General features: G+C 70.4%; 26 protein-coding genes. 18 read left to right on the plus strand and 8 right to left on the minus strand.

Annotated features, from left to right (window positions below):
- Nucleotides 1–87: 87 nt before the first annotated feature.
- Together LMU33_RS31570 and LMU33_RS31575 are read right to left on the minus strand one after the other, a co-directional pair.
- Nucleotides 88–603, minus strand: a complete 516-nt coding sequence (locus tag LMU33_RS31570) for a DUF4232 domain-containing protein (RefSeq protein ID WP_228624198.1) — start codon at nucleotides 601–603, stop codon at nucleotides 88–90.
- 298 nt (nucleotides 604–901) lie between these two features.
- Nucleotides 902–1,402, minus strand: a complete 501-nt coding sequence (locus LMU33_RS31575; RefSeq protein ID WP_228624199.1) for a hypothetical protein — start codon at nucleotides 1,400–1,402, stop codon at nucleotides 902–904.
- Nucleotides 1,403–1,625: 223 nt separating this feature from the next.
- On the opposite strand from LMU33_RS31575, the gene LMU33_RS31580 reads away from it, so the two are divergent.
- The 4 genes from LMU33_RS31580 to LMU33_RS31595 all read left to right on the plus strand — a co-directional run bounded on the left by LMU33_RS31580 (nucleotide 1,626) and on the right by LMU33_RS31595 (nucleotide 3,291).
- Complete coding sequence (locus LMU33_RS31580) at nucleotides 1,626–2,000, plus strand: VOC family protein (protein ID WP_228624200.1); 375 nt, start codon at nucleotides 1,626–1,628, stop codon at nucleotides 1,998–2,000.
- Nucleotides 2,001–2,007: 7 nt separating this feature from the next.
- Nucleotides 2,008–2,364, plus strand: a complete 357-nt coding sequence (locus LMU33_RS31585; RefSeq protein ID WP_228624201.1) for an ArsR/SmtB family transcription factor — start codon at nucleotides 2,008–2,010, stop codon at nucleotides 2,362–2,364.
- Nucleotides 2,361–2,852: an SRPBCC family protein gene (locus LMU33_RS31590; protein WP_228624202.1), complete on the plus strand. Its 492-nt coding sequence runs from the start codon at nucleotides 2,361–2,363 to the stop codon at nucleotides 2,850–2,852. Before LMU33_RS31585 ends, LMU33_RS31590 begins: the two co-directional genes overlap by 4 nt.
- A 169-nt stretch (nucleotides 2,853–3,021) precedes the next feature.
- On the plus strand, nucleotides 3,022–3,291 hold the full coding sequence (locus LMU33_RS31595; protein ID WP_228624203.1) for a DUF397 domain-containing protein: 270 nt from the start codon (nucleotides 3,022–3,024) through the stop codon (nucleotides 3,289–3,291).
- Between the two features lie 116 nt (nucleotides 3,292–3,407).
- Here LMU33_RS31595 and LMU33_RS31600 read toward each other — a convergent pair whose 3' ends face one another.
- The gene (locus LMU33_RS31600) at nucleotides 3,408–3,938 is read right to left on the minus strand and encodes an ATP-binding protein (RefSeq protein ID WP_228624204.1); all 531 of its coding nucleotides are present in this window, start codon (nucleotides 3,936–3,938) and stop codon (nucleotides 3,408–3,410) included.
- 332 nt (nucleotides 3,939–4,270) lie between these two features.
- On the opposite strand from LMU33_RS31600, the gene LMU33_RS31605 reads away from it, so the two are divergent.
- The 6 genes from LMU33_RS31605 (at nucleotide 4,271) to LMU33_RS31630 (ending at nucleotide 9,850) form a co-directional block, all read left to right on the plus strand.
- Complete coding sequence (locus tag LMU33_RS31605) at nucleotides 4,271–5,107, plus strand: Sco1979 family transcriptional regulator (RefSeq protein ID WP_504967713.1); 837 nt, start codon at nucleotides 4,271–4,273, stop codon at nucleotides 5,105–5,107.
- Between the two features lie 124 nt (nucleotides 5,108–5,231).
- A complete protein-coding gene (locus tag LMU33_RS31610; RefSeq protein WP_228624205.1) occupies nucleotides 5,232–6,692 on the plus strand; it encodes an aldehyde dehydrogenase family protein in 1,461 nt (486 codons plus the stop codon).
- A gap of 144 nt (nucleotides 6,693–6,836) precedes the next feature.
- Nucleotides 6,837–7,385, plus strand: a complete 549-nt coding sequence (locus LMU33_RS31615; RefSeq protein ID WP_228624206.1) for a DinB family protein — start codon at nucleotides 6,837–6,839, stop codon at nucleotides 7,383–7,385.
- Between the two features lie 39 nt (nucleotides 7,386–7,424).
- Nucleotides 7,425–8,066 carry a PadR family transcriptional regulator gene (locus LMU33_RS31620; RefSeq protein WP_228624207.1) on the plus strand — a complete coding sequence of 214 codons (642 nt, stop codon included), beginning with the start codon at nucleotides 7,425–7,427 and terminating at the stop codon, nucleotides 8,064–8,066.
- Between the two features lie 72 nt (nucleotides 8,067–8,138).
- A complete protein-coding gene (locus tag LMU33_RS31625) occupies nucleotides 8,139–9,092 on the plus strand; it encodes an ATP-binding cassette domain-containing protein (RefSeq protein WP_228624208.1) in 954 nt (317 codons plus the stop codon).
- A complete protein-coding gene (locus tag LMU33_RS31630; RefSeq protein ID WP_228624209.1) occupies nucleotides 9,089–9,850 on the plus strand; it encodes an ABC transporter permease in 762 nt (253 codons plus the stop codon). Before LMU33_RS31625 ends, LMU33_RS31630 begins: the two co-directional genes overlap by 4 nt.
- A 15-nt stretch (nucleotides 9,851–9,865) precedes the next feature.
- Here LMU33_RS31630 and gad read toward each other — a convergent pair whose 3' ends face one another.
- A complete protein-coding gene (gene gad, locus LMU33_RS31635) occupies nucleotides 9,866–11,275 on the minus strand; it encodes a glutamate decarboxylase (RefSeq protein ID WP_228624210.1) in 1,410 nt (469 codons plus the stop codon).
- A gap of 29 nt (nucleotides 11,276–11,304) precedes the next feature.
- On the minus strand, nucleotides 11,305–12,591 hold the full coding sequence (locus LMU33_RS31640) for an ion channel protein (protein ID WP_228624211.1): 1,287 nt from the start codon (nucleotides 12,589–12,591) through the stop codon (nucleotides 11,305–11,307).
- A 113-nt stretch (nucleotides 12,592–12,704) separates the two neighbouring features.
- Between LMU33_RS31640 and LMU33_RS31645 the strand changes: the two genes are divergently transcribed.
- The gene (locus LMU33_RS31645; protein WP_228624212.1) at nucleotides 12,705–13,472 is read left to right on the plus strand and encodes a MerR family transcriptional regulator; all 768 of its coding nucleotides are present in this window, start codon (nucleotides 12,705–12,707) and stop codon (nucleotides 13,470–13,472) included.
- Nucleotides 13,473–13,500: 28 nt separating this feature from the next.
- On the opposite strand, the gene LMU33_RS31650 is transcribed toward LMU33_RS31645, so the two are convergent.
- The gene (locus tag LMU33_RS31650; protein WP_228624213.1) at nucleotides 13,501–13,866 is read right to left on the minus strand and encodes a YbjQ family protein; all 366 of its coding nucleotides are present in this window, start codon (nucleotides 13,864–13,866) and stop codon (nucleotides 13,501–13,503) included.
- A 149-nt stretch (nucleotides 13,867–14,015) separates the two neighbouring features.
- Between LMU33_RS31650 and LMU33_RS31655 the strand changes: the two genes are divergently transcribed.
- The gene (locus tag LMU33_RS31655) at nucleotides 14,016–14,936 is read left to right on the plus strand and encodes a DedA family protein (RefSeq protein WP_228624214.1); all 921 of its coding nucleotides are present in this window, start codon (nucleotides 14,016–14,018) and stop codon (nucleotides 14,934–14,936) included.
- Between the two features lie 10 nt (nucleotides 14,937–14,946).
- Here the strand turns inward: LMU33_RS31655 and LMU33_RS31660 are convergent, their stop codons facing one another.
- Both LMU33_RS31660 and LMU33_RS31665 read right to left on the minus strand, forming a co-directional pair.
- On the minus strand, nucleotides 14,947–16,602 hold the full coding sequence (locus LMU33_RS31660; RefSeq protein ID WP_228624215.1) for a threonine/serine exporter family protein: 1,656 nt from the start codon (nucleotides 16,600–16,602) through the stop codon (nucleotides 14,947–14,949).
- 134 nt (nucleotides 16,603–16,736) lie between these two features.
- Nucleotides 16,737–17,228 carry an inorganic diphosphatase gene (locus LMU33_RS31665; protein WP_030734045.1) on the minus strand — a complete coding sequence of 164 codons (492 nt, stop codon included), beginning with the start codon at nucleotides 17,226–17,228 and terminating at the stop codon, nucleotides 16,737–16,739.
- Nucleotides 17,229–17,307: 79 nt separating this feature from the next.
- On the opposite strand from LMU33_RS31665, the gene dacB reads away from it, so the two are divergent.
- The 6 genes from dacB to folE all read left to right on the plus strand — a co-directional run bounded on the left by dacB (nucleotide 17,308) and on the right by folE (nucleotide 25,097).
- The gene (gene dacB / locus LMU33_RS31670) at nucleotides 17,308–18,936 is read left to right on the plus strand and encodes a D-alanyl-D-alanine carboxypeptidase/D-alanyl-D-alanine endopeptidase (protein WP_228624216.1); all 1,629 of its coding nucleotides are present in this window, start codon (nucleotides 17,308–17,310) and stop codon (nucleotides 18,934–18,936) included.
- A gap of 87 nt (nucleotides 18,937–19,023) precedes the next feature.
- Entirely contained in the window at nucleotides 19,024–20,157 is a 1,134-nt protein-coding gene (locus tag LMU33_RS31675; protein ID WP_228624217.1) for an Rv3626c family coenzyme F420 biosynthesis-associated protein, read from the plus strand.
- Nucleotides 20,158–20,348: 191 nt separating this feature from the next.
- On the plus strand, nucleotides 20,349–21,452 hold the full coding sequence (gene tilS / locus LMU33_RS31680) for a tRNA lysidine(34) synthetase TilS (RefSeq protein WP_228624218.1): 1,104 nt from the start codon (nucleotides 20,349–20,351) through the stop codon (nucleotides 21,450–21,452).
- A gap of 90 nt (nucleotides 21,453–21,542) precedes the next feature.
- A complete protein-coding gene (gene hpt, locus LMU33_RS31685) occupies nucleotides 21,543–22,103 on the plus strand; it encodes a hypoxanthine phosphoribosyltransferase (protein WP_031165039.1) in 561 nt (186 codons plus the stop codon).
- A 215-nt stretch (nucleotides 22,104–22,318) separates the two neighbouring features.
- Nucleotides 22,319–24,358 carry an ATP-dependent zinc metalloprotease FtsH gene (gene ftsH, locus LMU33_RS31690; RefSeq protein WP_228624219.1) on the plus strand — a complete coding sequence of 680 codons (2,040 nt, stop codon included), beginning with the start codon at nucleotides 22,319–22,321 and terminating at the stop codon, nucleotides 24,356–24,358.
- Between the two features lie 133 nt (nucleotides 24,359–24,491).
- Entirely contained in the window at nucleotides 24,492–25,097 is a 606-nt protein-coding gene (gene folE / locus LMU33_RS31695) for a GTP cyclohydrolase I FolE (protein ID WP_228624220.1), read from the plus strand.
- Nucleotides 25,098–25,105 lie beyond the last annotated feature (8 nt).

Below are 25,105 nucleotides of genomic sequence, written 5' to 3' on the forward strand. Positions count from 1 at the left end.
CTCGCCGGAAGCCGGGATCGGCGCGCCCGGCCGAGTCGGAGCCGGCCCGCCCAAGGCCGACGCCGGCCCGTCCCATGCCGGACCCGCTCAGTCGCCGACCTGCTGGAAGGCGGTCACGGAGGCGTTCGGGCCGGTGCCGCCGGTCTGGATGGCGACGGGGCCGTACGACCAGGGGAAGCTCCGGGAGGCGGTGGTGCCGGGCAGGGTGATCTTCACGGTCTTGGCGTCCAATGCGGCCTTGTCGCCCGCCTTGCCGCGCACGTAGGCGATCGTGAAGGAGGCCGAGTCGCCCTTGGCGAGCTTCAGCTTCTGCGCCTTGGCACCCTTGAGGGCCGGCACCTTGGCCTCGGTGCTGCCCGCGCTCAGGACGACGCCCGGAAAGTGGTCCAGGGTGCAGGGCTTGCTCTGGTTGGTGATGCTGACCGGAATCTCGCCCGTGTCCCCGGCCTTCGGCGCCACGCTGGCGGACCCGGTCTGCACGGAGACCCCGCCGATCTCGCAGGCCGAGCCGTTCTTGCCGGCGCTCTTGCTCCCGCCGCCGTCGCAGGCGGTGAGCAGCAGGGCGGCGGTGAGGGCCGTGACGGTGAGCGGAATGGCGCGCATGAGCAGGTCCCATCGAGGTCGTGACGGTGCCCCTGCATCATGGCGCCTGCGTTCGCGTCCGGTTCGCCCGCCCCCAGCGGAATCACCGCTTCAGGTGGCACTTCCCGCCGGACCCGCACCTCCCGCACCTGTCACCCAGGACCCGCGCCTGTCACTCCGGCCCGCACTTGTCGCCGCGTCGGCACACCGCGTCGGCACACTGCGTCAACGCACCGCGTCAACGCCCTGCTTCGCCGCCCTGCCCCACCACGCCGCTCCATCGCACAGCCGCACAGCCGCACAGCCGCACAGCGTCAGCTCACTGCTTCAACTTGGTCGGCAGGGCCGAGGGCAGCGTGCCGCCCTCTGCCTTGGTGTAGGTCTCCTTGCCGGTCTTGCCCGACCAGCTCACCGTCATGCCCTTGGCGTCGACCGAGTCGACCATGCCGGTGGCCCGGTCCTTGTTGCCGTCGGGGCAGGTCAGGTGGATCATCTGCATCCCGGACTCCTCGCCCGCGGCGCCCTGGCACCAGGCCTTCCGTCCGGTCACGAAGAGCCCGGCCTTCTTGCCGGTGACCACCAGGGCCACGATCTTGCCGCCGCTCGTGGTGATCCAGCTGCCCTGGAGCTTGCCGGAGGCCCCGGCCACCGCTCCGGCGGCCGAGGAGGAGGCCGAGGCGGAGGCCGACGCGGTCGCGCTCGGCTTCGTCGTGGTGGCGGTCTTGTCACCCCCGCCCCCGCCCCCGCTGCACGCGGTCAGCGCCGCGAGCGCGCCCGCCAGGCCGGCTGCCACGACTGCGGTCCGCACCCTGGCAGTCATCGCAGTCGCAGCACCAGTCGCACCAGTCGCAGTAGTCACCGGAAAGCTCCCAAGCTGTAGCGGCCGGCCGTCCTCGGCCGGACGGCCCGCAGCAAGCTACCAGCAGTGACCGGCCGGATTTCCGGACGCCGCACAGGAATCCGTTGTGAAGCCGACCATGACACATAGGTAGGGGATTTCCTACGCTTGACTGGTAGGGAATCACCTACCTATTGTCGCACCCATGAACATCACTCACGCCTCCTTCGTCACCCTCCCCGTCACCGACCAGGACCGCGCCCTGCGCTTCTACCGGGACGTCCTCGGCTTCGAGGTCACCGCCGATCTGCAGATGCCGCCCGGGCGCTGGCTCCAGGTCGCGCCGAAGGGTGCGCAGACGGTCTTCACGCTCTCCGGGCCCGGCATGGGCGGTTTCGATCCCGGTTCGGCACGGGGGATCATGTTGGTGACGACCGATGTCGACGCCGACTGCGCCCGCCTCGCCGAGGCGGGCACCGAGGTGCGGGGCCCGGAGGAGTACCCGTGGGGGCGCATGGCCTCCTTCACGGACCCCGACGGCAACGGTCTGATGCTGCTGACGGAGAAGGAAGGCTGCTGAGCGCACCATGAGCACTGGGGCCGGGACGGGCACCGCCGCCGAGGACCGCGTCTTCGCCGCGCTCGCCAACGCCACCCGCCGGGAGGTGCTGCGGCTGCTGCGCGAGCGCGGACCGCAGCCCGTCCAGGTCCTCGCCGACCACTTCGACATGCGCCGCCCGAGCCTCTCGGAACACCTCAAGGTGCTCCGGGAGGCCGGCCTCGTCTCCGAACAGCGCTCCGGACGGCAGCGCATCTACCGCCTCGAGGCGGCTCCCCTCGCCGAGGTGCAGGACTGGCTCCACCCGTACGAGCGGTTCTGGCGCGACCGGCTGAAGGGCCTCGGCGACCTGCTCGACCGCCTGCCCGACGATGACCGGTCATGAGTACCGAACCCGGCAATGGCCAGGACAATGACCAGGACGCGGACGACCTCACCACCATCCGCGTCGACCAGTTCTTCCCGCACCCGCCCGCCAAGGTCTGGCGCGCCCTGACCGACCCCGGCCTGCTCGCCCGGTGGCAGATGCCCGGCGCCGAGGGCTTCCGCCTGGAGGTCGGTCACCGGTACCGGATGACCTCCGTCCCGCGTCCCAGCGCCCGCTTCTCCGGGGTCGTGGAGGTGCGGGTGCTGGCCTACGACGTCGAGCGGATGCTGTCCGTCCGCTGGGCCGACGCCGATCCGGCCAACCCCGCGGACTGGACCATCACCTGGACCCTGGAACAGGAAGGGCGCGGTACGCGTCTTTTCCTGGTGCACGAAGGTTTCGATCCGGACGATCCGGCTCAGCTGATGGCACGCAAGATCATGGACGGGGGTTGGCGGGGGCATGTCCTGCCTGCTCTGGGGCAGGCGCTGCAGCAGCTTCGCTGACGCAGCGGTCTCCCGGGTGGGTAAAGCGAACGTCAAAGCTGTAATCGTGGGAACACCCCCCGTGCACGTGCATTTGCTCATGCATCTGCATGTGAACGGGGTTATGATCCGGGTCAGTTGACCACAGCATCTATGGCCACACAGCCAGTGCACCACCGGGGAGCGACCTGTGGACCGCGACGTTGACGGCGTGTACGGGGGGTACGACGTGTACAACGGCATGGCTGCCGCGCAGTTGGACGGAGTGGCCTGGCAGAAGAGCCGGCACAGCAACTCACAGGGTTCCTGCGTGGAGTTCGCGCGGCTGCCCGGCGGCGACGTCGCCGTACGCAACTCGCGTTTCCCGGACGGCCCCGCGCTCGTCTACACACGCGCGGAGATCGAGGCCCTGCTCCTCGGCGTCAAGGACGGCGAGTTCGACCACCTGATAGTGAGCTGAGGGCGCGAAGGGCGGCGGGCGGCGGCCCGGGTGGGCACGTGGCAACGATGTCGGACCGGGCCGAGGACACGGCGCGACGCGCGTAGAAACCGCGCGTCCGTCGGTGCCGTACTGCGTCAGCCGGCCGACTGGAGCCGGAACAGCGCCCAGACCACCTTGCCCTCGAGCGTGCCCGCGAGCGGGTGCCAGCCCCAGCTGTCGGCGAAGGAGTCGACCAGGAACAGCCCGCGCCCGGACTCGGCTGAGAAGTCGTCCGAGTCGCGCGGCGTCGGGGACTCGTGGCTCGGGTCGCGCACCGCGCACACCAGCCGCTCGGTCCAGCGCATCAGGTGCAGCCGTACCGCGGGCTGATGCTCGGCGCACCCGTGGTCGGACGGGTGGTGGTCCCCCCGCTCGAGCCCCGCCGGGAGTGGGCAAGCATGGCGCAGGGCGTTGGTGACGAGTTCGGACACGACGAGACATATGTCGTCGAAGCGGTCGCCGGCGTCCCACTTGTCGAGGGTGTCCCGGGTGAAGCGCCTGGCCTCGCGCACCGCCTCGTAACGGGCGGGCAGGGCGCAGGAGGAGGCATCGGACACGGCCGCGGGATCCAGTGGCGGAAGGCCCTGCCGTAACGGCTTGAGCATGGTCGATCCATTCGTTCCCATGCGAGGCACTCCCGGGAATTCGCGGTCGTTGCGATGCAGCGGTGGCGCGGCACCATGGTTTCGGATGCGCAGAGCAGATGCAAGGGCAGATGCACGTGCACGTGACCGAAATGGCCCTTCCCGTACCGCTTCTTGGCCATTTTTTCCGCCATCTTCCAGCGGTTGTCGCCAGAGGTCCTGACCTCTTCCCGGTCACACGCAGGCGGAAACGGCCCGCGTCTTTCCGTTTCCGTAACCGGACGAGTACTGCTCGAAGTGTTTTAGTGGCAGACTGCGGGCCCTGGAGACGGTTGGGGAGGCTGGCGAACGTGAGCGCGGGAGAGCCCGGATCGGTGGTGCGGCGGATGCTGCTCGGCTCGCAACTCAGGCGACTGCGGGAAGCGCGCGGCATCACGCGCGAGGCGGCGGGGTACTCCATCCGCGCCTCCGAGTCGAAGATCAGCCGGATGGAGCTGGGCCGGGTGAGCTTCAAGACCAGAGACGTGGAAGACCTGCTGACGCTGTACGGCATCACGGACGACGCGGAGCGCGAGTCGCTGCTCTCCCTCGCGCGCGAGGCCAACGTGGCCGGATGGTGGCACAGTTACACCGACGTCCTGCCCACCTGGTTCCCCACCTATGTGGGCCTGGAGGGCGCCGCGTCCCTCATCCGCGTCTACGAGGTGCAGTTCGTTCACGGCCTGCTCCAGACCGAGGACTACGCGCGCGCGGTGGTCCAGCGCGGCATGAAGGGCGCGAGCCCCGCCGACGTGGAACGCCGGGTCGCCCTGCGGCTGGAACGGCAGAAGCACCTGCTCGCCAACCGTGCCCCCGAGTTCCACATCGTCCTCGACGAAGCGGCCCTGCGCCGCCCGTACGGCAGCCGCGACGTGATGCGTGGTCAGCTCCAGCACCTGATCGAGATCTCCGAACGGCCCAACGTGCGGCTGCAGGTCATGCCGTTCGGCTTCGGCGGGCACTCCGGCGAGAGCGGCGCCTTCACCATCCTCAGCTTCCCCGACGCCGATCTGTCCGACGTCGTCTACATGGAGCAGCTGACCAGCGCCCTCTACCTCGACAAGCGCGAGGACGTCGCCCAGTACGAGCAGGCGCTGAAGGAACTGCAGCAGGACAGCCCGGGCCCCGACGAGAGCCGGGACGTGCTGCGGGGCCTTCTCCAGCTGTCCTGAGGTTCGGCCGGACCTGAGATTCAGCTGTCCTGTGGACCACCCTCAACTCGCTTGAAACGCAAGTACGATGACGTGCGATCAGACCGTGACCAGGATCTGGCTCCGCTAGTGATTGAGGGATCACATGTCGTCCTACTTCAGCGACCTGGCCCAGCAGTACATCGACGGAGAATGGCGACCGGGCAGCGGTTCCTGGGACGTCATCGACTTCAACCCCTACGACGACGAGAAGCTGGCCTCGATCACGGTGGCCACGGTGGACGAGGTCGACCAGGCCTACCGAGCCGCCGCACGTGCCCAGAAGAAGTGGGCCGGGACCAACCCCTACGCCCGCCGCGCGGTCTTCGAGCGGGTGCTTCGGCTCATAGAAGACCGTGAGCAGGAGATAGCCGACCTGATCATCGCGGAACTCGGCGGCACGCGCGTGAAGGCCGGTTTCGAGCTGCACCTCGCCAAGGAGTTCCTGCGCGAGTCGATCCACCTGGCGCTGCGCCCCGAGGGCAAGATCCTGCCCTCCCCGGCCGACGGCAAGGAGAACCGCGTCTACCGGGTGCCGGTCGGCGTCGTGGGCGTGGTCAGCCCCTTCAACTTCCCCTTCCTGCTGTCGATCAAGTCGGTCGCCCCGGCGCTCGCGCTCGGCAACGCCGTCGTCCTCAAGCCGCACCAGAACACCCCGATCGCCGGCGGCACCCTGGTCGCGAAGCTCTTCGAGGAGGCCGGACTGCCCGGCGGCCTGCTCAACGTCGTCGTCACCGACATCGCCGAGATAGGCGACGCGTTCATCGAGCACCCGGTCCCGAAGGTCATCTCCTTCACCGGCTCCGACAAGGTCGGCCGGCACGTGGCCACGGTCTGCGCCGCGAACTTCAAGCGCTCGGTGCTCGAACTGGGCGGCAACAGCGCGCTGGTGGTCCTGGACGACGCCGACATCGACTACGCCGTGGACGCGGCGGTCTTCAGCCGGTTCGTCCACCAGGGCCAGGTCTGCATGGCCGCCAACCGGGTCCTCGTGGACGCGTCCGTCGCCGAGCAGTTCACCGAGAAGTTCGTCGCCAAGGTGAAGTCGCTGAAGGTCGGAGACCCGCGCGACCCGCAGACCGTCATCGGCCCGGTGATCAACTCCCAGCAGGCGAACGCGATCTCCGGCGCCGTCGAGCAGGCGATCGCCGAGGGCGCCACCGCCCTCGTCCACGGAACCACCTCCGGCAACCTGGTCGAGCCGAGCGTGCTCACAGGCGTCCCCGCCGACTCCGCGCTGCTCCAGCAGGAGGTGTTCGGCCCGGTCGTCTTCCTCGTCCCGTTCGACGGCGAGGAGGAGGCGCTGCGCATCGTCAACGACACCCCGTACGGCCTCAGCGGCGCCGTCCACACGGGTGACATCGAGCGGGGTGTCGCCTTCGCCAAGCAGATCGACACCGGCATGTTCCATGTGAACGACGGCACGGTCCACGACGAGCCGATCGTGCCGTTCGGCGGCGAGAAGCACTCCGGCATCGGCCGCCTCAACGGCGAGACGACGATGGAGGCGTTCACGACCGTCAAGTGGATCTCGGTGCAGCACGGCCGTAGCGGCTTCCCGTTCTAGCCGCTTGTTCTGGCCGGCCCTTTTCCGGCCCGCCTTTTTATGACCGGCGGGCCATTGCGGACAGCAGCTGACCGCAATGGCCCGTAGCGTCGTCGGTGTCAGGGGGCGGACGGCCCCGGCGACGGTGAGGAAAGGCGGCCGGCCATGGTCAGGCACGTACCGGCGGAGGCACAGGGCGACGAGCGCGGGGCGCTGCTCGCGTTCATCGAGGAGCAGCGCGGCGGGATCCGCCGGGCCCTGCTCGGGCTGACCGAGGAGCAGGCCCGCTCCCGTCCCAGCGCCAGCGAGCTGTCGCTCGGCGGCCTGCTCAAGCATGTCGCCGAGGTCGAGCAGATCTGGATCGCACGGGCCAAGCAGGAGCCCGCGGCCGTCACGCGCGACGAGTCGAACTGGCACGAGAGCTTCCGGCTGGTCGGCGAGGAGACGGTCGCCTCGCAACTGGCGTACTGGGAGCAGGTCGCCGCGGAGACGGAGAAGTTCATCCGTTCCGTGCCGAGCCTGGACGACACCTTCCCGCTGCCGCCGGACCCCTGGTTCCCGCCGGAGGGACGGGTCTCGCTGCGCTGGCTGTGTCTGCACCTGATCCGCGAGACGGCCCGGCACGCCGGCCACGCCGACATCATCCGCGAGTCCCTCGACGGCAGAACGGCCTTCGAGCTGGTGGCCGAGGAGCAGGGCGGCTCCTGGGGGTGACCGCGGGGCGGGCGGCCGTACGGCAATAACCTGGACCGCATGTCAGCGATCCGTCTTCTCGTGCTGGGTGCGGTCCGCCAGCACGGGCGGGCCCACGGCTACCAGGTGCGGGGCGACCTGGAGTACTGGGGCGCGCACGAGTGGTCCAACGCCAAGCCCGGCTCGATCTACCACGCGCTGAAGCAGATGGCCAAGCAGGGGCTGCTGCACGCGCACGAGATCGCGCCGTCCACGGCCGGCGGCCCGCCACGGGTGGAGTACGAGATCACGGACCGGGGCGAGGACGCGTTCTTCCGGCTGCTGCGTGAGTCCCTGGTCGCCTACGACCAGAAGATGGACATCCAGTCGGCGGCCGTCGGCTTCCTGGTCGAGTTGTCCCGGGCCGAGGCGCTGGAACTGCTCCGGGAGCGGATCCGGCGGATCGAGCAGTGGCGGTCCGATGTGACCGAGCACTACATCCCCGAGGCCGGCCCCGGACAGCTCGGTCACATCGGCGAGATCATGAACCTCTGGATCCACACGGCCGACGCCGACGCGGCCTGGACCCAGGGGCTCATCGACCGTCTGGAAGCCGGCGCCTACACCTTCGCCGGGGAAGGCGAGCCGTTCGTCGGCGTGCTGACCGAGGGGCAGGAGAACCCGTACGCGACGGGGGAGCGGCACCCGGAGGACGACCGCTAATCAAGTTTGACCAATCGCTCTGGCGGCGTTACGTTGAGGCTGGTAGTCAAAGTTGACTAGCGAGGGAGTGGCATGACCGAAGCGGTGATCACCGTCGAGGACGCACACAAGACCTACGGCACCCGACCCGCCCTGAACGGGCTCCACCTGCACGTCGGCCGCGGCACCGTACATGCCGTGCTCGGCCCGAACGGCGCGGGCAAGACCACCCTGGTCCGCATCCTGTCCACCCTGCTCAGGCCCGACGGCGGCCGCATCGAGGTCGCCGGACACGACGTGACGACCCAGCCCCGTGCCGTCCGCCGCCGCATCGGTCTGCTGGGCCAGTACGCCGCCCTGGACGAGCAGTTGGACGGCCGGCAGAACCTGGAGATGTTCGGCAGGCTGCACCACCTCGGCGCCCGCCACGCGCGCGTGCGCGCCGCCGAACTCCTGGAACGCTTCGACCTCACCGGCACCGGCCGCACGCCGGTCGCCCGCTACAGCGGCGGTATGCGCCGCCGCCTCGACCTCGCCGCGTCCCTGATCACCGACCCCGAGGTGCTGTTCCTCGACGAACCCACCACCGGCCTCGACCCGCGCGGCCGCGCCGAGGTCTGGTCCGCCGTGCGCTCCCTGGCAGGCGCCGGTACGACGGTCCTGCTCACCACCCAGTACCTGGAGGAGGCCGACCTGCTCGCCGACCGCATCGCCTTCGTGGACCACGGGCGGGTCGTCGCCGGCGGCACCCCCGACGAGCTGAAGACCCTCACCGGCGGCGACCGCATCGACATCGTCCTGCGCGACGCCGGGCTGCTCGGCGCCGCCGTCGCCCTGCTGCCCCTTCCCGGGACATCGGTGGACGCCGACCGCCGGCTGCTCAGCATTCCGGTCACCGACCGTACGGCCGCGCTCCCGGCGGCCGTACGAGCCCTGGAGCAGGCCGGGATCGAAGCCGAGGACATCGCCCTGCGCCGTCCCACCCTGGACGAGGTCTTCCTGCACCTCACGGGACCGGACGGCCGTACGGCGGGGGTGGCCGCATGACCACCTGCGCACTCACGGACTGCTGGACCATGACCCGGCGCGAACTCGCCCACTGGGCCCGGCAGCCCGGGCAGTTGCTGGTCGCGCTGGTCTTCCCGGTGATGCTCCTGCTGATGTTCGGCTACCTGATCGGCGGCGGCCGGGGCGTGCACGGTCACTACGTCGACTACCTGGTGCCCGGCATGCTCGCGCTCACCATGGCCTTCGGCCTGGAGGGCACCATGCTCGCGGTCACCCAGGACCTCACCAAGGGCGTCATCGACCGGTTCCGCTCGCTGCCCATGGCGGACGGGGCCGTCCTGGTGGGCCGTTCGGCCGCCGACATGCTCCAGTCGGCGGCCGCCCTGGCGCTCACGGCAGCGGTGGCGTACGCGCTCGGCTGGCGGGCCCACGGCGGTCCCGGGGCCTTCCTGGCCGCTGCCGGCCTGCTCCTGCTGTTCCGCTTCGCCATGCTCTGGACCGGCATTCACCTCGCCCTGGTCGCCGGACGCCCGGAGATGGTCCAGGCCGTACAGATCCTCGTCTGGCCGGTCGGCTTCCTGTCCAACGCCATCGCCGCCCGCGAATCCATGCCGCAGTGGCTGGGCACGGTGGTGCAGTGGAGCCCCCTGTCCCAGACGGCGACGGCCGTACGCGACCTCCTGGGCAGCCCCGGCGGCGAACCGGGCCACATCTGGCCGGCCGTGCTCTGGCCCCTCGCCCTGCTGGCGGTCTTCTTCCCGCTGGCGGTACGGAGGTTCGCGCGCCTGGGCCGGTAGGGCGCACCGCTTACGTCAGTGGTGGAAACCGGTGGCCGCCTCCTTGTCCCGGGTCAGCGGATGCGGCTGCCGGCGCAGTTCGGGCAGCAGCCGGGTCAGGTCGTCCAGGAACAGGTCGGCCAGGTCGCGGGAGAAGCCGTTGCGGCACACCACCCGCAGCACGGACAGGTCCTCCCGGTTCGCCGGGAAGGTGTACGCGGGCACCAGCCAGCCGCCCTCGCGCAGTCGCCGGGAGACGTCGAAGACGTCGTACGACGTGACGTCGTCGGCCGTGGTCAGCGCGAAGACCGGCAGCTGGTCGCCGCGCGTGAGCAGCCGGAAGTCGCCGAGCTCGGCGATCCCGTCCGCCAGCGAGGTCGCCACGTCCCGCGTCGACTGCTGCACCGCGCGGTACCCCTCGCGGCCCAGGCGCAGGAAGCTGTAGTACTGCGCGACCACCTGCGCGCCGGGCCGGGAGAAGTTCAGCGCGAAGGTGGGCATGTCGCCGCCCAGGTAGTTGACCCGGAAGACCAGGTCCTCGGGCAGCGCGTCCGTGTCCCGCCACAGCGCCCAGCCGACGCCCGGGTACACCAGCCCGTACTTGTGCCCGGAGGTGTTGATGGAGGCCACGCGCGGGAGGCGGAAGTCCCACTCCAGGTCCGGCTCCAGGAAGGGCGCCACCATGGCGCCGGACGCGCCGTCGACGTGCACCGGGACGTCCAGCCCGGTGCGCTCCTGGAGGGCGTCCAGGGCGGCGCACAGGTCCACGATCGGCTCGTAGGAGCCGTCGAACGTCGAGCCGAGAATGCCGACGACACCGATGGTGTTCTCGTCGCACAGCTCGACGGCGGCCTGCGGGTCCAGGTGGAAGCGGTCGCCCTCCATGGGCACGAGCCGGGCCTCCACCTCCCAGAAGTTGCAGAACTTCTCCCAGCACACCTGGACGTTGATGCCCATCACCAGGTTGGGGCGGGCGCCGGGGTACCGGTCGGCGTTGCGCTTGGCCCACCGTCGCTTGAGCGCCATCCCGGCGAGCATGCAGGCCTCGCTAGACCCGGTCGTCGAACAGCCCACCGCGGCAGCGGGATCCGGCGCGTTCCACAGGTCGGCGAGCATCGCCACACAGCGCCGCTCCAGCTCGGCGGTGCGCGGGTACTCGTCCTTGTCGATCATGTTCTTGTCCCGGCACTCCGCCATCAGCACCCCGGCCTGCGGCTCCATCCAGGTGGTGACGAACGTGGCGAGGTTCAGCCGGGAATTGCCGTCCAGCATCAGCTCGTCGTGCACCAGTTGGTACGCCGTGGACGGGGCCAGCGGCGCGTCCGGGAGCCGGTGTGTCGGCGGGGCCTCGGCCATACCGCCGACCGGATTGGCCTCCCCGTAGAACGGGTTGACCGACATCACTCGCTGCTGGTGCTGCTTCTCGGGGCCTTTGTGCAGGGCCATGAACGTGCCTCCAGTCAATGCTTCGGCGATCAGCGGATCGGGGTGCTGTCGTCCCGGAGTTGCATCTGCGGTCGCCCGGTGACCAGCAGCCAGGCCGGCAGCGAGGCGATGCACAGCACGGCGAGGATGCTGGGCGACGCGACCAGGACGGCAGCGGTGAACAGGCTCACCCAGCCCTGCCGGGTGATCGCCAGAAGGATGCCCAGGACACCCGTCGCCACGCCCAGCGCCGGGGGCACGGCCGGAACGAGCGCGTGGGCGCACAGGCCCAGGGCGGTGCCGGCGAACACGGCCGGGAAGATACGGCCGCCCCGGAAGCCGCAGGCCGCGGCGACGAGCAGCGCGGCCAGCTTCACGACGGCCATCGTGGCGAACTGCCCGGCCGACCAGCCCTCCGGGTCGTGCGCCAGCTCCGCGATCTCGGCCAGCCCCTTGAAGAGCGTCAGATGCCCGCCCAAGGCCGCGAGCAGGCCCAGGACGACCCCGCCGGCCGGAAGCATCAGCATGGGATGCCGCAGCCGCCGGAAGGCCCTGTGGACGTACGGGAAGGCGTACACGGCGCACATGCCGAGCATCGCCGCCACCGAGGCGATCACGAGCGCCGCCAGGAGGTCCTCCCAGTGCGGGTGCCCCAGGGGCGGCAGCCCCAGCTCGAAGGTCGGATGGAAGACCAGGGTGGTCGTCAGCGCCCCGAACGCGCCGGCGGTCAGCGGGGCGAACACGTTGTCCCACAGCCGGCCGCGCATCGGCCGTCCGGCCATGGCCTCGGAGATGACCAGCGCGGCCGCCACCGGCGTACCGAACAGCGCGCCGATCGTCGCCGCCTCGGCCAGCGCCGGCCACAGGGCGCCGGGCGTCCGGGGCAGAAAGCGCCCGCCGAGCCAGGCCGCGAGACCCACGTTCACGGCGATGATCGGGTTCTCCGGGCCGAGGCTCGGGCCGCCGGCCAGCATCAGGCCGGTCGCCAGCCCCAGCCCCGGCAGCACGAGGGGCGGCAGCACCGGGGCGTCCAGGCCCAGCGTGGCCGGGTCGGGACCGGCGTGGCCGGGGACCTTCCAGACCACCAGCCCGACGGCGATGCCGGTCGCCACGAGCATCACGAACATCCACAGCACCGAGTACCGGCCCACCCCGAGCGCGTCCGGAAGGGGCCCCCACAGCACGCGCTGGAGCTGCTCCGCCGCCACACTCACGCCGACGTAGACCAGGCTGGCCACGATGCCCACGGCCGCGGCGGGCAGGATGAGCGGCAGCAGAGCCCGTGCCGGGGCCGTGTGAGCGGTCGTCGGCGCCTGCTGCGCGGTCTCCTGGGCCACGGGCTCACCATAAACGGACAAAACACACACAACATCCCGAAGGAGATCCGGCTTGCACCTCACGTGACGTGAGGCCTCAGCGTGGACGGCGTACCGACCGAAGGAGCGGAAAAGTGAGCTACTCCGTGGGACAGGTCGCGGGGTTCGCCGGTGTCACGGTGCGCACCCTGCACCACTACGACGAGATCGGCCTGCTGGTGCCCGGCGAGCGCACCCACGCCGGCCACCGGCGCTACACCGAAGCCGATCTCGACCGGCTCCAGCAGATCCTGTTCTACCGGGAGCTCGGCTTCCCGCTCGAGGAGGTCGCGGTCCTGCTCGACGACCCGGACGCGGACCCGCGCGCGCACCTGCGCCGCCGGCACGAACTGCTGACCGCCCGGATCGAGAAGCTCCAGAAGATGGCCGCGGCCGTGGAGCACGCCATGGAGGCACGCAAGATGGGCATCAACCTCACCCCGGAGGAGCGGTTCGAGGTGTTCGGGGACAAGGACCCCTTCAACGAGGAGTACACCGAGGAGGCGGAGCAGCGCTGGGGCAGCACCGAGGCCTGGGCCGAGTCCCAGCGGCGCGCCGCGCGCTACACCAAGGAGGACTGGAAGCGGATCAAGGCCGAGGTCGACGACTGGCAGGAGCGGTACGCCGCCCTGGTGGCCGCGGGCGAGCAGCCGTCCGGCGAGGCGGCCATGGACATGGCGGAGGAACACCGGCAGCACATGAACAGGTGGTTCTTCGAGGTCCCGTACGAGATGCACCGGTGCTTCGGGCAGATGTACGTCTCCGACGAGCGCTTCAAGGCGTACTACGACGCCATGGGGCCCGGTGTCGCCGAGCACCTGCGCGACGCGATCCTCGCCAACGCCGAACGTCAGGGCTCCTGACCGCCCCCGGCCCGGGAGTGCGCGGGGTTCACTCCCGGGCCAGGACCACCGCCGTGCCGTAGGCGCACACCTCGGTGCCCACGTCCGCGGCCTCGGTCACGTCGAACCGGAACGCCAGCACGGCATTGGCGCCACGCGCGCGTGCCTGCTCCACCAGGCGCTCCATGGCCTGGTTGCGGGTCTGCACGAGCGTCTTGGTGAGCCCCTTCAGCTCGCCGCCGATCATCGACTTCAGTCCGGCGCCGATCTGGCTGCCGAGGTGCCGGGAGCGCACGGTGAGTCCGAAGACCTCCCCGATCACCTGCTGCACCCGGTATCCGGGCACGTCGTTCGTCGTCACGACCAGCACGTCCGGCTGGGGCCCCTGGCCGCCGCCGTAGTCATCGAGTCCCATGAGTCACAGCTTTCTCCCAGTCATCCCACAGTGCATCCCGGAGACACCGTTGGAACCTGGGGCGGTCACACCACGTTGATAGCTTTGTGCGGCACTTCGTCGAAGACCAGCCGCCGTAGCCGCCTTCACCCCCTCAGGAGCCCGGACCCGTGATGACACTCGCCCTCGGCCCGAGCTGGCTCGATCCCAACCAGTTGCTCGACACCTACGGCATCTGGGGCCTGCTGCTCGTCGTCTTCGCCGAGTCCGGCCTGCTCATCGGCTTCTTCCTGCCGGGCGACTCGCTGCTGTTCACCTGCGGCCTGCTGATCACCTCGAAGCAGCTGGACTTCCCGCTGTGGGGCGCGATCGGCCTGATCTGCCTCGCCGCGATCCTCGGCGACCAGGCGGGCTACATGTTCGGCAAGAAGGTCGGCCCGTCCCTGTTCAACCGCCCGGACTCCCGCCTGTTCAAGCAGGAGAACGTCACCAAGGCGCACGAGTTCTTCGAGAAGTACGGCCCGAAGTCCCTGGTCCTGGCCCGCTTCGTGCCGATCGTGCGCACGTTCACGCCGATCATCGCCGGCGTCAGCGGCATGAGGTACCGCTCGTTCCTGATCTTCAACGTCATCGGCGGCACCCTGTGGGGCGCGGGCGTCACCCTGCTCGGCTCCTGGCTCGGCAACATCGGCTTCGTCAAGAACAACATCGAGGCGATCCTCATCCTGATCGTCCTCGTCTCCGTGGTCCCGATCGCGATCGAGTTCCTCCGGGCCCGCGGCAAGGGGAAGAAGGCCGCGCAGGCGGCACCGGAGGCGACCCGCCAGGCTCCGCCGGCCATGGACACCGCGACGACCCAGCTGCGCCGCATCGAGCCGGACCAGCCGTACGAGCAGCCCTACGGCAACCAGTACGAGCAGCAGCCGTACCAGCAGCCCCAGCAGCAGGACTGGAACCAGCAGGAGCAGTACTGGAACCAGGGCTACGACCAGCAGCAGTACCCGCAGCAGCAGTATCCGCAGCAGCAGTATCCGCAGCAGCAGTACGACCAGCACCAGCACCAGTACCCGTACGACTACCGCCCGCAGTAGCAGCGGCCGCTCAGAACCCCCTGGTCCGCTTCGCAGCCCGCCGCTTCCCGGGCGACCCCACCCGCAGGAACAGCCGGAAGACCTCCGACCCCAGATTGACCCCGATGGCGATGGCCATGGCCAGCGACGCCGCGTTGGCCAGGGACACGAGCCCCTTGTTCACCTCGTTCTGGGCCATGTTCAGCAGCCCGAAATACGTGGCGGAGCCCGGCAGCAGCGGCCCGATCGCCGCCGTCGTGTAGGGCAGCGCCGACGCGAACCGGTAGCGCGAAAGCAGCTGCCCGAAGAGGCCCACCAGCCCCGCCGCCACGGCCGTGGAGGCCACCGGCGAGATGTCGGCGACGTAGTGCATCGCGCCGTACACCGTCCACGCCACGCCCCCGTTGAGGGCCACCCACAGCACCGTCGACCGCTCCTGCTGGAGCAGCACCGCGAAGGTCAGCGACAGCAGCATGGAGGCTGCGATCTGGATCAGCGGCCGTTCGTTGATGACGAGCGCCGCGTCCGGGTTGAGCTTTCCGCCGACCTTCACCCCGAAGTACAGGACGACCAGCACACCGGCGACGATGCCCACGAAGAAGTACAGGACCTCCAGCAGCCGGGCCGCCGCGGTGATGTAGAAGCCCGTCAGCCCGTCCTGCACGCCCGCCACCAGCGCCCGCCCGGGCAGCAGCGCGAACAGTCCACCGGTGACGACGGCGGACGCCTTCACATCGACGTGCGCCAGCGCGAACGCCACCCCGATCATCGCGGGCGGCATCGCGGCCACGGTGAACTGGTAGAACTCCGGCAGCCCGCGCCCCGCGCACAGCCACGCCAGCCGGTCGCCGAGCATCGCGCCGACGGCCGCCGCGAAGAACACGATGAGGTCGCCGCCGACCAGGACGGACGCCGCACCCGCCAGCAGCCCGCTGGCCAGGGTCAGCGCCCAGCCGGGGTAGGGGTGCCGGTTGCGGCGGATCTCCGCCAGCCGCCGGTAGGCCTCCTCCAGCGAGACATGGGTCTCCGGGTCGGTCAGGTCGTCCACCAGCCGGAACACGGCCGCGAGCCGGGTGTAGTCGGTGCCCCGCCGCCGTACCGTCCGCGAGGCCGTCACCGGGTCATCCACCAGCGACGGCTGGTGCGAGATCGACAGCAGCGTGAACGTGACGTTCGGCTCGCAGCGGTCCAGGCCGTAGGAGCGGCACACCGCGAACATCGCGGCCTCCACGTCCTCCGCGCCCTCACCGCCCGCCAGCAGCAGCTCGCCGATACGCAGGGTCAGGTCCAGCACGCGCGGGACGGCCGGACCCTCCTCCTCCACCCGCTGCACCGGCTCGGGCGCCGGCCGCTCGGCCACCGGCATGCGCAGCATCGTGCGCATCCGGTCCTGCCAGGGGGCGTCCTTGACCAGGCTGACCAGCGGAACGCCGGTGGCCGGGGTGAACGCCGTCGGGGCTTCGTTGGCGCTGTAGACGCTCGGCGTGCTGAACGCCGACCCCTCCGGCTCGGCACCGGGCGACTGCGGCGTCTCCAGGCCCTTCGGCAGGACGAACTCCGAGGTGGTCTCCGGCTCACCACCGCCCTCGGAGACCTCGATGCCCTCCGGGATGGCGAACTCGGACGTGATCTCCGGGTCGTACCGCGCCTCGTCCGACCGGGGCTTGCGGTCCTCCGCCTCCGACACCTCGCACCGCTCCCTGAACGACACCTTCCGTACGGCTCAGTATGCGCACAGGTACCCCGATGGTCCGTACGCGTGCGTGAATGCCGACAGGCCGCACGCCTGCGCGTACGGCCCGTCGGCGAGAGGCACGGGGCTCAGTGGCCGCCCTGCTCCTTGAAGCGCTTGTACGACCGCTCGATCTCCGTCTCGGCGTCCGTGCGGCCCACCCAGTTGGCGCCCTCGACGGACTTGCCGGGCTCCAGGTCCTTGTACACCTCGAAGAAGTGCTGGATCTCCAGGCGGTCGAACTCCGACACGTGGTGGATGTCGCGCAGGTGCTCCACGCGCGGGTCGGTGGCCGGAACGCACAGCAGCTTGTCGTCGCCGCCCGCCTCGTCCGTCATGCGGAACATACCGATCGCGCGGCAGCGGATCAGGCAGCCCGGGAAGGTCGGCTCGTCCAGGATGACCAGCGCGTCCAGCGGGTCGCCGTCCTCGCCGAGGGTGTTCTCGACGAAGCCGTAGTCGGTCGGGTAGGCGGTCGAGGTGAAGAGACGACGGTCCAGGCGGATCCGACCGGTCTCGTGGTCCACCTCGTACTTGTTGCGCGAACCCTTCGGGATCTCGATCGTGACGTCGAACTCCACCGGTGGCTCCTCCATGATCAGCACATAGTTCTGGTGATTAAGTGTCCCTCACGCAGGTGTGTGATCGCGAAAGGGGCTGGTGGTCGTGCCAGAGCTGAGGCCTTGGCGGGCCGCGAGACCGCGGGTTGAGCGGATCGCGAACGCCGTACGACCACGTCTGGCGCGGGCCGGGGCGGCCGCGAGGCCGCGGGTCGCGCGGTTGACGCGGGCCCTCCTGCACCCGCCGCGGCCACGGGCCGTGCAGACCTGGCAGTACACCGCGGGCGCCGCCACCGCCGGCCTGCTGCTGGCCGCCGGTGTGGTGACCACGGCCGGCCCCTGGGACGCCGACGGTCAGCGTACGGCCGAGCGGGACCGGGCCGCCGCCCTGGAGCGGACAGGTGGCGCAGATCACGGCCGGTCCGGCACGACGGCGGGGACACCCCGGCCCGCGCCGAGCGCAGCACCCGTCCTGATGGGACTGGACGGCGCGACGAGCGCCGTCGACACCAAGAAGGCCGCGCCGGGCGGGAAACCCCTCTCCGACGTCCTGAGGCCCCTCCTGGGCGCCTCCGCGCTGGGCGGCACCCACGCGGCCGCCGTCGTCGACGTGGCCACGGGCAGGCGTCTGTACGGCACCGACGCCGGCAAGGCCCTCACCCCCGCCTCCACCACCAAGATCGCCACAGCCGTCGCCGCCCTGTCCGCCCTGGGCCCCGACCACCGGTTCACCACCCGCGCCGCCCTGGAACCCGACACCGGCGAACTCGTCCTGGTCGGCGGCGGCGACCCCACCCTCACCGCCCGCGCGAAGGCTGCGGGCACCTCCCGCTCGGGCGAAGCCGGGAGCGGGGAAGGCTGGGCCGGCCTGCGCGAGCTGGCGGCGGACACCGCCAAGGCGCTCCACAAGCGCGGCATCCGCAAGGTCACGCTCTCCTACGACACGACCCTGTACTCCGGCCCCGCCCTGCACCCCATCGGCGTCAACGACAACCTCGCGCCGGTCAGCGCCCTGATGGCCGACGAGGGCCGCACCGACGGCTCCAGCAGCGGTCCGGCGCCCCGCGTGAGCGACCCGGCGAAGGACGCGGCGGGCAAGTTCGCGGGCTTCCTGAAGGACGCCGGCATCACCACCACGTCCCCCGGCCCCTCCAAGGCCAGCACGCGCGCGCAGACCCTCGCCACCGTCTCCTCGCCCCCGCTGTCCGAGGTGGTCGAGCGCATGCTGACCAACAGCGACAACGACATCGCCGAGGCCCTGGCCCGCCAGACCGCCCTCACCAGCGGCGAACCCGGCAGCTTCGACGGCGGCGCCAGGGCGATCTCCGCCCGGCTGACCAAGCTGGGCCTGCCGATGTCCGGCGCCTCCTTCCACGACGGCAGCGGACTCGACCGCGACGACCGGCTCACCGCCGACCTCCTCACCGCCCTCCTGGTCACGGCCGGCGACCCCGGCCGCCCCGGCCTGCGCCCCGTCCTCACCGGCCTGCCCGTGGCCGGCTTCACCGGCACCCTGGCCGACCGCTACACCACCGACAGCGCGGCGGGCGTCGTACGCGCCAAGACCGGCACCCTGACCGGCGTGAACACCCTCGCCGGCACCGTCGTGGACGCCGACGGCCGGCTGCTGGCCTTCGCCTTCATGGCCTCCGGCACGACGGACCCCCTGGGGGCCGAGTCGGCCCTGGACAGGACGGCCACGGCACTGGCGGGGTGCGGCTGCGGATGAACCGCCGTGCGCAGCGCCCGACGCCGCCTGCCCCCGCCCACCCTCATGGCCTGCCCCTGGTGGGAACGTTCCCGTACGGTTGACGACATGACTGGCTTCGGTGGCACCGCATCTCCCGGGATGGTCGACTGGAACCTCGCGGTGGCGACCGCGACACGGCTCGTACGACCGGGCCCTGACGTCAGCCGCGACGAGGCACGCGCCGTCGTCGCGGAGCTGCGCCGGCACGCCAAGGCCTCGGAGGAACACGTCCGGGGCTTCACTCGTATGGGCATCGACGACATCCACGACACGCCCGTCCTGGTGGTCGACCGCCCCGGCTGGGTCCGCGCCAACGTCGCCGGTTTCCGCGAGATCCTCAGGCCGCTGCTGGAGAAGATGCAGGAACGGCGCGCGGGCAGCCCCGGCAGCGCCGTCCTCGGCACCGTCGGCGGCAAGGTCACCGGAGTGGAACTCGGCATGCTGCTGTCGTTCCTGTCCTCCCGCGTCCTCGGCCAGTACGAGACCTTCGCCCCCGCCACCCGCGACCTCCCGGCCGGCGAGAACGGCGGCGGCCGGCTCCTCCTCGTCGCGCCGAACATCGTCCACGTCGAGCGCGAACTCGACGTCCAGCCGCACGACTTCCGCCTGTGGGTGTGCCTGCACGAGGAGACCCACCGCACCCAGTTCACGGCCGTGCCCTGGCTGCGCGACCACCTGGAGGGCGAAATCCAGTCGTTCTTGGCGGAGACCGACGTCGACCCGATGACCTTCCTGGAGCGCATCAGGGAAGCCGCCCAGTCCCTCGCCGGAGGCCGCCCCGAGGGCGAGGAGGAGGACGGCGGCCGTTCCTTCGTGGAACTGGTGCAGACCCCCGCCCAGCGCGAGATCCTCGCCCGCCTCACCGCCGTGATGTCCCTGCTGGAGGGCCACGCCGACTACGTCATGGACGGCGTCGGCCCCAGCGTCGTACCGACCGTGGCGGAGATCCGCGAGAAGTTCCAGCAGCGCCGCGCCAAGGGCGCCTCCCGCCTCGACCTCGCCCTGCGCAAACTGCTGGGTCTGGATGCCAAACTGAGGCAGTACCGGGACGGCGAACGGTTCGTCCGGGCCGTCGTCGAACAGGTCGGCATCGACGGTTTCAACCGCGTGTGGACCTCGCCCAACACCCTGCCCACGAAGGCGGAGATCGCCAAACCGGCGGACTGGGTCGCACGGGTGCACCGCAAGGCCGAGTCGTGAACGGCATGGACACGTCGTGAAGCGAATCCGGCCGACGGCAGGCGAACGCCCCTTCAATCACCCGTCCGAGGGACCGTGAGCCATGCGTAGGCGTGCAATGCTCGGGGAACCGCCCGCTTCTGTCACCATCTACACACTCTGAGTGACCGACTCGGGCTCACCCCCCGAAAACTTCATGAAGGGAACCGGACATGGGTCCCCATCCTGCGGTCGCGGCGATACGCCTGGCGGTCCGCCGCGTCCTCCACGACATCCTCGACGACCACCACACCTCCGGCGGCCCGGGCCGCCAGCCCTACCGCGAACTCGGCCGGCAGAGCTCCGGCGAGCCCGGCCGGCAGGCCTTCGGCACGCACCCGGACCGGACAGCCGAGCGGCTCCCCTCCCCGCTCGTGCTCGTCGCGTGCTCCGGCGGCGCCGACTCCATGGCCCTCGCCTCCGCCCTCGCCTTCGAAGCGCCCAAGCTCGGCATCCGCGCCGGGGGCGTCACCGTCGACCACGGTCTCCAGCCCGGCTCCGACCTCCGCGCCGACGAGGTCGTCCTGCGCCTGCGCGAACTCGGCCTCGACCCGGTCGAGTCCGTCGCCGTGACCGTAGGCCGCGACGGCGGACCCGAAGCCGCCGCCCGCGACGCCCGCTACGCCGCCCTCGACGCCGTCGCCGAACGCCACGGCGCCACCGCCGTCCTGCTCGGCCACACCCGCGACGACCAGGCCGAAACCGTCCTGCTCGGCCTCGCCCGCGGCTCCGGCATCCGCTCCCTGTCCGGTATGGCCGCGGTCTCGGGGGCCGGCGGCCGTTACCGGCGCCCCTTCCTGGCGCTCGACCGGCAGACCGCCCGCAAGGCCTGCATGGTCCAGTCCCTCCACGTCTGGGACGATCCTCACAACGCCGACCCGGCCTACACCCGCTCCCGGCTGCGGCACGAAGGCCTGCCCGCCCTGGAGAAGGCCCTCGGCAAAGGCGTCGTGGAGGCGCTCGCCCGCACCGCCCAGCTCTCCCGCGACGACGCCGACGCCCTCGACGCCTGGGCCAGCCAGGTCGAGGCCTCCGTACGCGATGCCGCAGGCCTGCTGGAGTGCGCCAAGCTGTACGCCCTCCCGCCCGCCGTACGCCGCCGCATCCTGCGCCGCGCCGCCATCGAGGCCGGCGCCCCGGCCGGTTCGCTGTTCGCCCGCCACATCGAGGAAGTCGACCGCCTGATCACCGGCTGGCGCGGCCAGGGAGCCATCAATCTCCCGGGCAAAGTCGTCGCCCAGCGGCAGGGTGGCAGACTGGTGATTCGGCAAGGCTGAATCCAGGCCCCGCGGAGCGACCCTCCGGCGGCCGGTCCGGGCAGCCGGTGGCCGTGACCTACGGCCGTAAGTGCGGGACGACCGAAAGTGATGCGGGTGGACGCGAAAGACATGGGTGCCGACCTCCAGCAGGTGCTCATCACCAAGGAAGAGATCGACGCGAAGCTGGCCGAGCTGGCCGCGAAGATCGACGCGGAGTACGCGGGCAAGGACCTGCTGATCGTCGGCGTCCTCAAGGGCGCGGTGATGGTCATGGCCGACCTCGCCCGGGCGCTGTCCACCCCCGTCACCATGGACTGGATGGCCGTGTCCTCCTACGGCGCGGGCACCCAGTCCTCCGGTGTCGTGCGGATCCTCAAGGACCTCGACACCGACATCAAGGGCAAGCACGTCCTGATCGTCGAGGACATCATCGACTCCGGCCTGACCCTGTCCTGGCTGATCAACAACCTCGGCTCCCGCGAGCCCGCCTCCCTGAAGGTGTGCACGCTGCTGCGCAAGCCGGATGCCGCCAAGGTCGCCATCGACGTCGAGTGGGTCGGCTTCGACATCCCCAACGAGTTCGTCGTCGGCTACGGCCTCGACTACGCCGAGAAGTACCGGAACCTGCCGTTCGTCGGTACGCTCGCGCCTCATGTCTACGGCGGCTGAGCCGCACCGGGTGGTGTGAGCCACTCGGCTCAAGCCTTGTAGGACGATCGGGAACCCCGGCGGGTTCCGGGCCGTTGAAGCATGCAGAGACGGGCTCCCCAGCCCTCGAAGCGGACTTCGTGCGGCTTCGGACCATCGCGCTGGGGTACCGTCAGAAGAACTGTCTTATCAAACTCACTATGGCAGGAGGGACGGGGCGGCACCGCTCCGTATGGATGGACGTGAAGCGATACTTCCGTGGGCCGGTCATGTGGATCGTGCTGGCCGTCCTTGCCGTGGTCGTGTTGATGCAGGTCGTCGGCTCGTCCGGCGGCTACAAGACGGTGGACACCGGCCAGGTCGTCGCGGCGATCAATGACAACAGGGTCCAGTCGGCCAAGCTCACCACCGGCGACGAGCAGACCATCAAGGTCACCCTCAAGGACGGCCAGAAGGTCGACGGCAGCTCGAAGATCCAGGCGAGCTACATCGGCGACCAGGGCGTGACCATCGCCGGTCAGCTGCAGACCAAGTACCAGGACAAGCAGATCCCGGACGGCTACACGGTCTCGCCGTCCAAGCAGAACCCGTTCGTCGGCGTCCTGCTCTCCCTGCTGCCCTTCGTCCTCATCGTGGTCGTCTTCCTGTTTCTGATGAACCAGATGCAGGGCGGCGGCTCCCGGGTGATGAACTTCGGCAAGTCCAAGGCCAAACTCATCACCAAGGACACCCCGAAGACGACCTTCTCCGACGTCGCCGGCTGCGACGAGGCCGTCGAGGAGCTCCACGAGATCAAGGAGTTCCTGCAGGAGCCGGCCAAGTTCCAGGCCGTCGGCGCCAAGATCCCCAAGGGCGTGCTGCTCTACGGCCGTCCGGGTACCGGCAAGACGCTCCTCGCGCGCGCCGTGGCCGGCGAGGCGGGCGTCCCCTTCTACTCGATCTCCGGTTCCGACTTCGTCGAGATGTTCGTCGGTGTCGGTGCCTCCCGAGTGCGCGACCTGTTCGAGCAGGCCAAGGCGAACGCCCCGGCGATCGTCTTCGTCGACGAGATCGACGCGGTCGGCCGCCACCGCGGCGCCGGCCTCGGCGGTGGTCACGACGAGCGCGAGCAGACCCTGAACCAGCTGCTCGTCGAGATGGACGGCTTCGACGTCAAGGGCGGCGTGATCCTCATCGCCGCCACGAACCGCCCGGACATCCTCGACCCGGCACTGCTCCGCCCCGGCCGCTTCGACCGCCAGATCGCGGTCGACCCGCCGGACCTGCAGGGCCGCCTGGAGATCCTCAAGGTCCACCAGAAGGGCAAGCCGGTCGCGCCCGACGTCGACCTGGCCGCCGTCGCCCGCCGGACCCCCGGCATGACCGGTGCCGACCTGGCGAACGTCCTCAACGAGGCCGCGCTGCTGACGGCCCGGGGCGACCAGAAGCTGATCGACAACCGAGCGCTGGACGAGGCGATCGACCGCGTGGTCGCGGGCCCGCAGAAGCGGACCAGGATCATGTCCGACAAGGAGAAGAAGATCACCGCGTACCACGAGGGCGGTCACGCCCTGGTCGCGGCGGCGTCACCGAACTCCGACCCGGTCCACAAGATCACGATCCTGTCCCGCGGCCGTGCCCTCGGTTACACGATGGTCCTGCCCGACGAGGACAAGTACTCGACCACGCGCAACGAGATGCTCGACCAGCTCGCCTACATGCTGGGCGGACGCGCCGCCGAGGAACTGGTCTTCCACGACCCGACCACCGGCGCCGCGAACGACATCGAGAAGGCCACCAACCTGGCCCGCGCGATGGTCACCCAGTACGGCATGACCGAGCGGCTCGGCGCCATCAAGTTCGGCGGCGACAACAGCGAGCCCTTCCTCGGACGTGAGATGGCTCACCAGCGCGACTACTCCGAAGAGGTCGCCGCGCTGGTGGACGAAGAGGTCAAGAAGCTCATCGAGACCGCGCACAACGAGGCCTGGGAGATCCTGGTCGAGAACCGCGACGTGCTCGACCAGCTCGTTCTCCAGCTGCTGGAGAAGGAGACCCTGGGCAAGGAGGAGATCGCCGAGATCTTCGCCCCGATCGTCAAGCGCCCGCCGCGGCCCGCCTGGACCGGCTCCTCCCGCCGTACCCCGTCCACCCGCCCGCCGGTGCTCTCCCCGAAGGAGCTGGCACTGACCAACGGTGCGAACGGCGCGACGGCGGCGATCAGCACGGTCAAGTCCACGGCCGCGGAGTCGGCCCCGGTGACCGACCAGACCCCGGAGGACCGCCCGGAGAGCTGACCGCGTTTCGGCCAACCGGCCTGGAATGAACGCCGCGCCCACCAGGTTTTAGCCTGGGGGCGCGGCGTTCGTATGTCCGCAGCCAGACGCGTGGCCGCCGCCACGCGATAGGGGTACAGGAACGAGGAAGCACATGACCGACCCGGTGACGCTGGACGGTGAGGGTCCCATCGGCGAGTTCGACGAGAAGCGCGCCGAGAATGCCGTACGCGAACTGCTGATCGCGGTCGGCGAGGACCCGGACCGGGAGGGCCTGAGGGAGACGCCGGCGCGGGTGGCGCGGGCCTACAGGGAAATCTTCGCGGGCCTGTGGCAGCAGCCGGAGGACGTGCTCACGACGACGTTCGACCTGGGGCACGACGAGATGGTGCTCGTGAAGGACATCGAGGTGTACAGCACGTGTGAGCATCATCTGGTCCCGTTCCGGGGCGTCGCTCACGTCGGCTACATCCCGTCCGTCACCGGAAAGATCACCGGCCTGTCCAAGCTGGCCCGCCTGGTCGACGTCTACGCCCGTCGGCCGCAGGTGCAGGAACGACTCACCACGCAGATCGCGGACTCCCTCATGGAGATCCTGGAGCCGCGGGGCGTCATCGTGGTCGTCGAGTGTGAGCACATGTGCATGTCCATGCGCGGCATCCGCAAGCCGGGCGCGAAGACCATAACGTCGGCCGTGCGCGGTCAGCTGCGGGACGCGGCGACGCGGAACGAGGCCATGAGCCTGATCATGGCGCGCTGAACCGCTGC

The sequence above is a fragment of the Streptomyces barringtoniae genome, from assembly GCF_020819595.1.
GTDB classification, from domain to species: Bacteria; Actinomycetota; Actinomycetes; order Streptomycetales; family Streptomycetaceae; genus Streptomyces; species Streptomyces barringtoniae.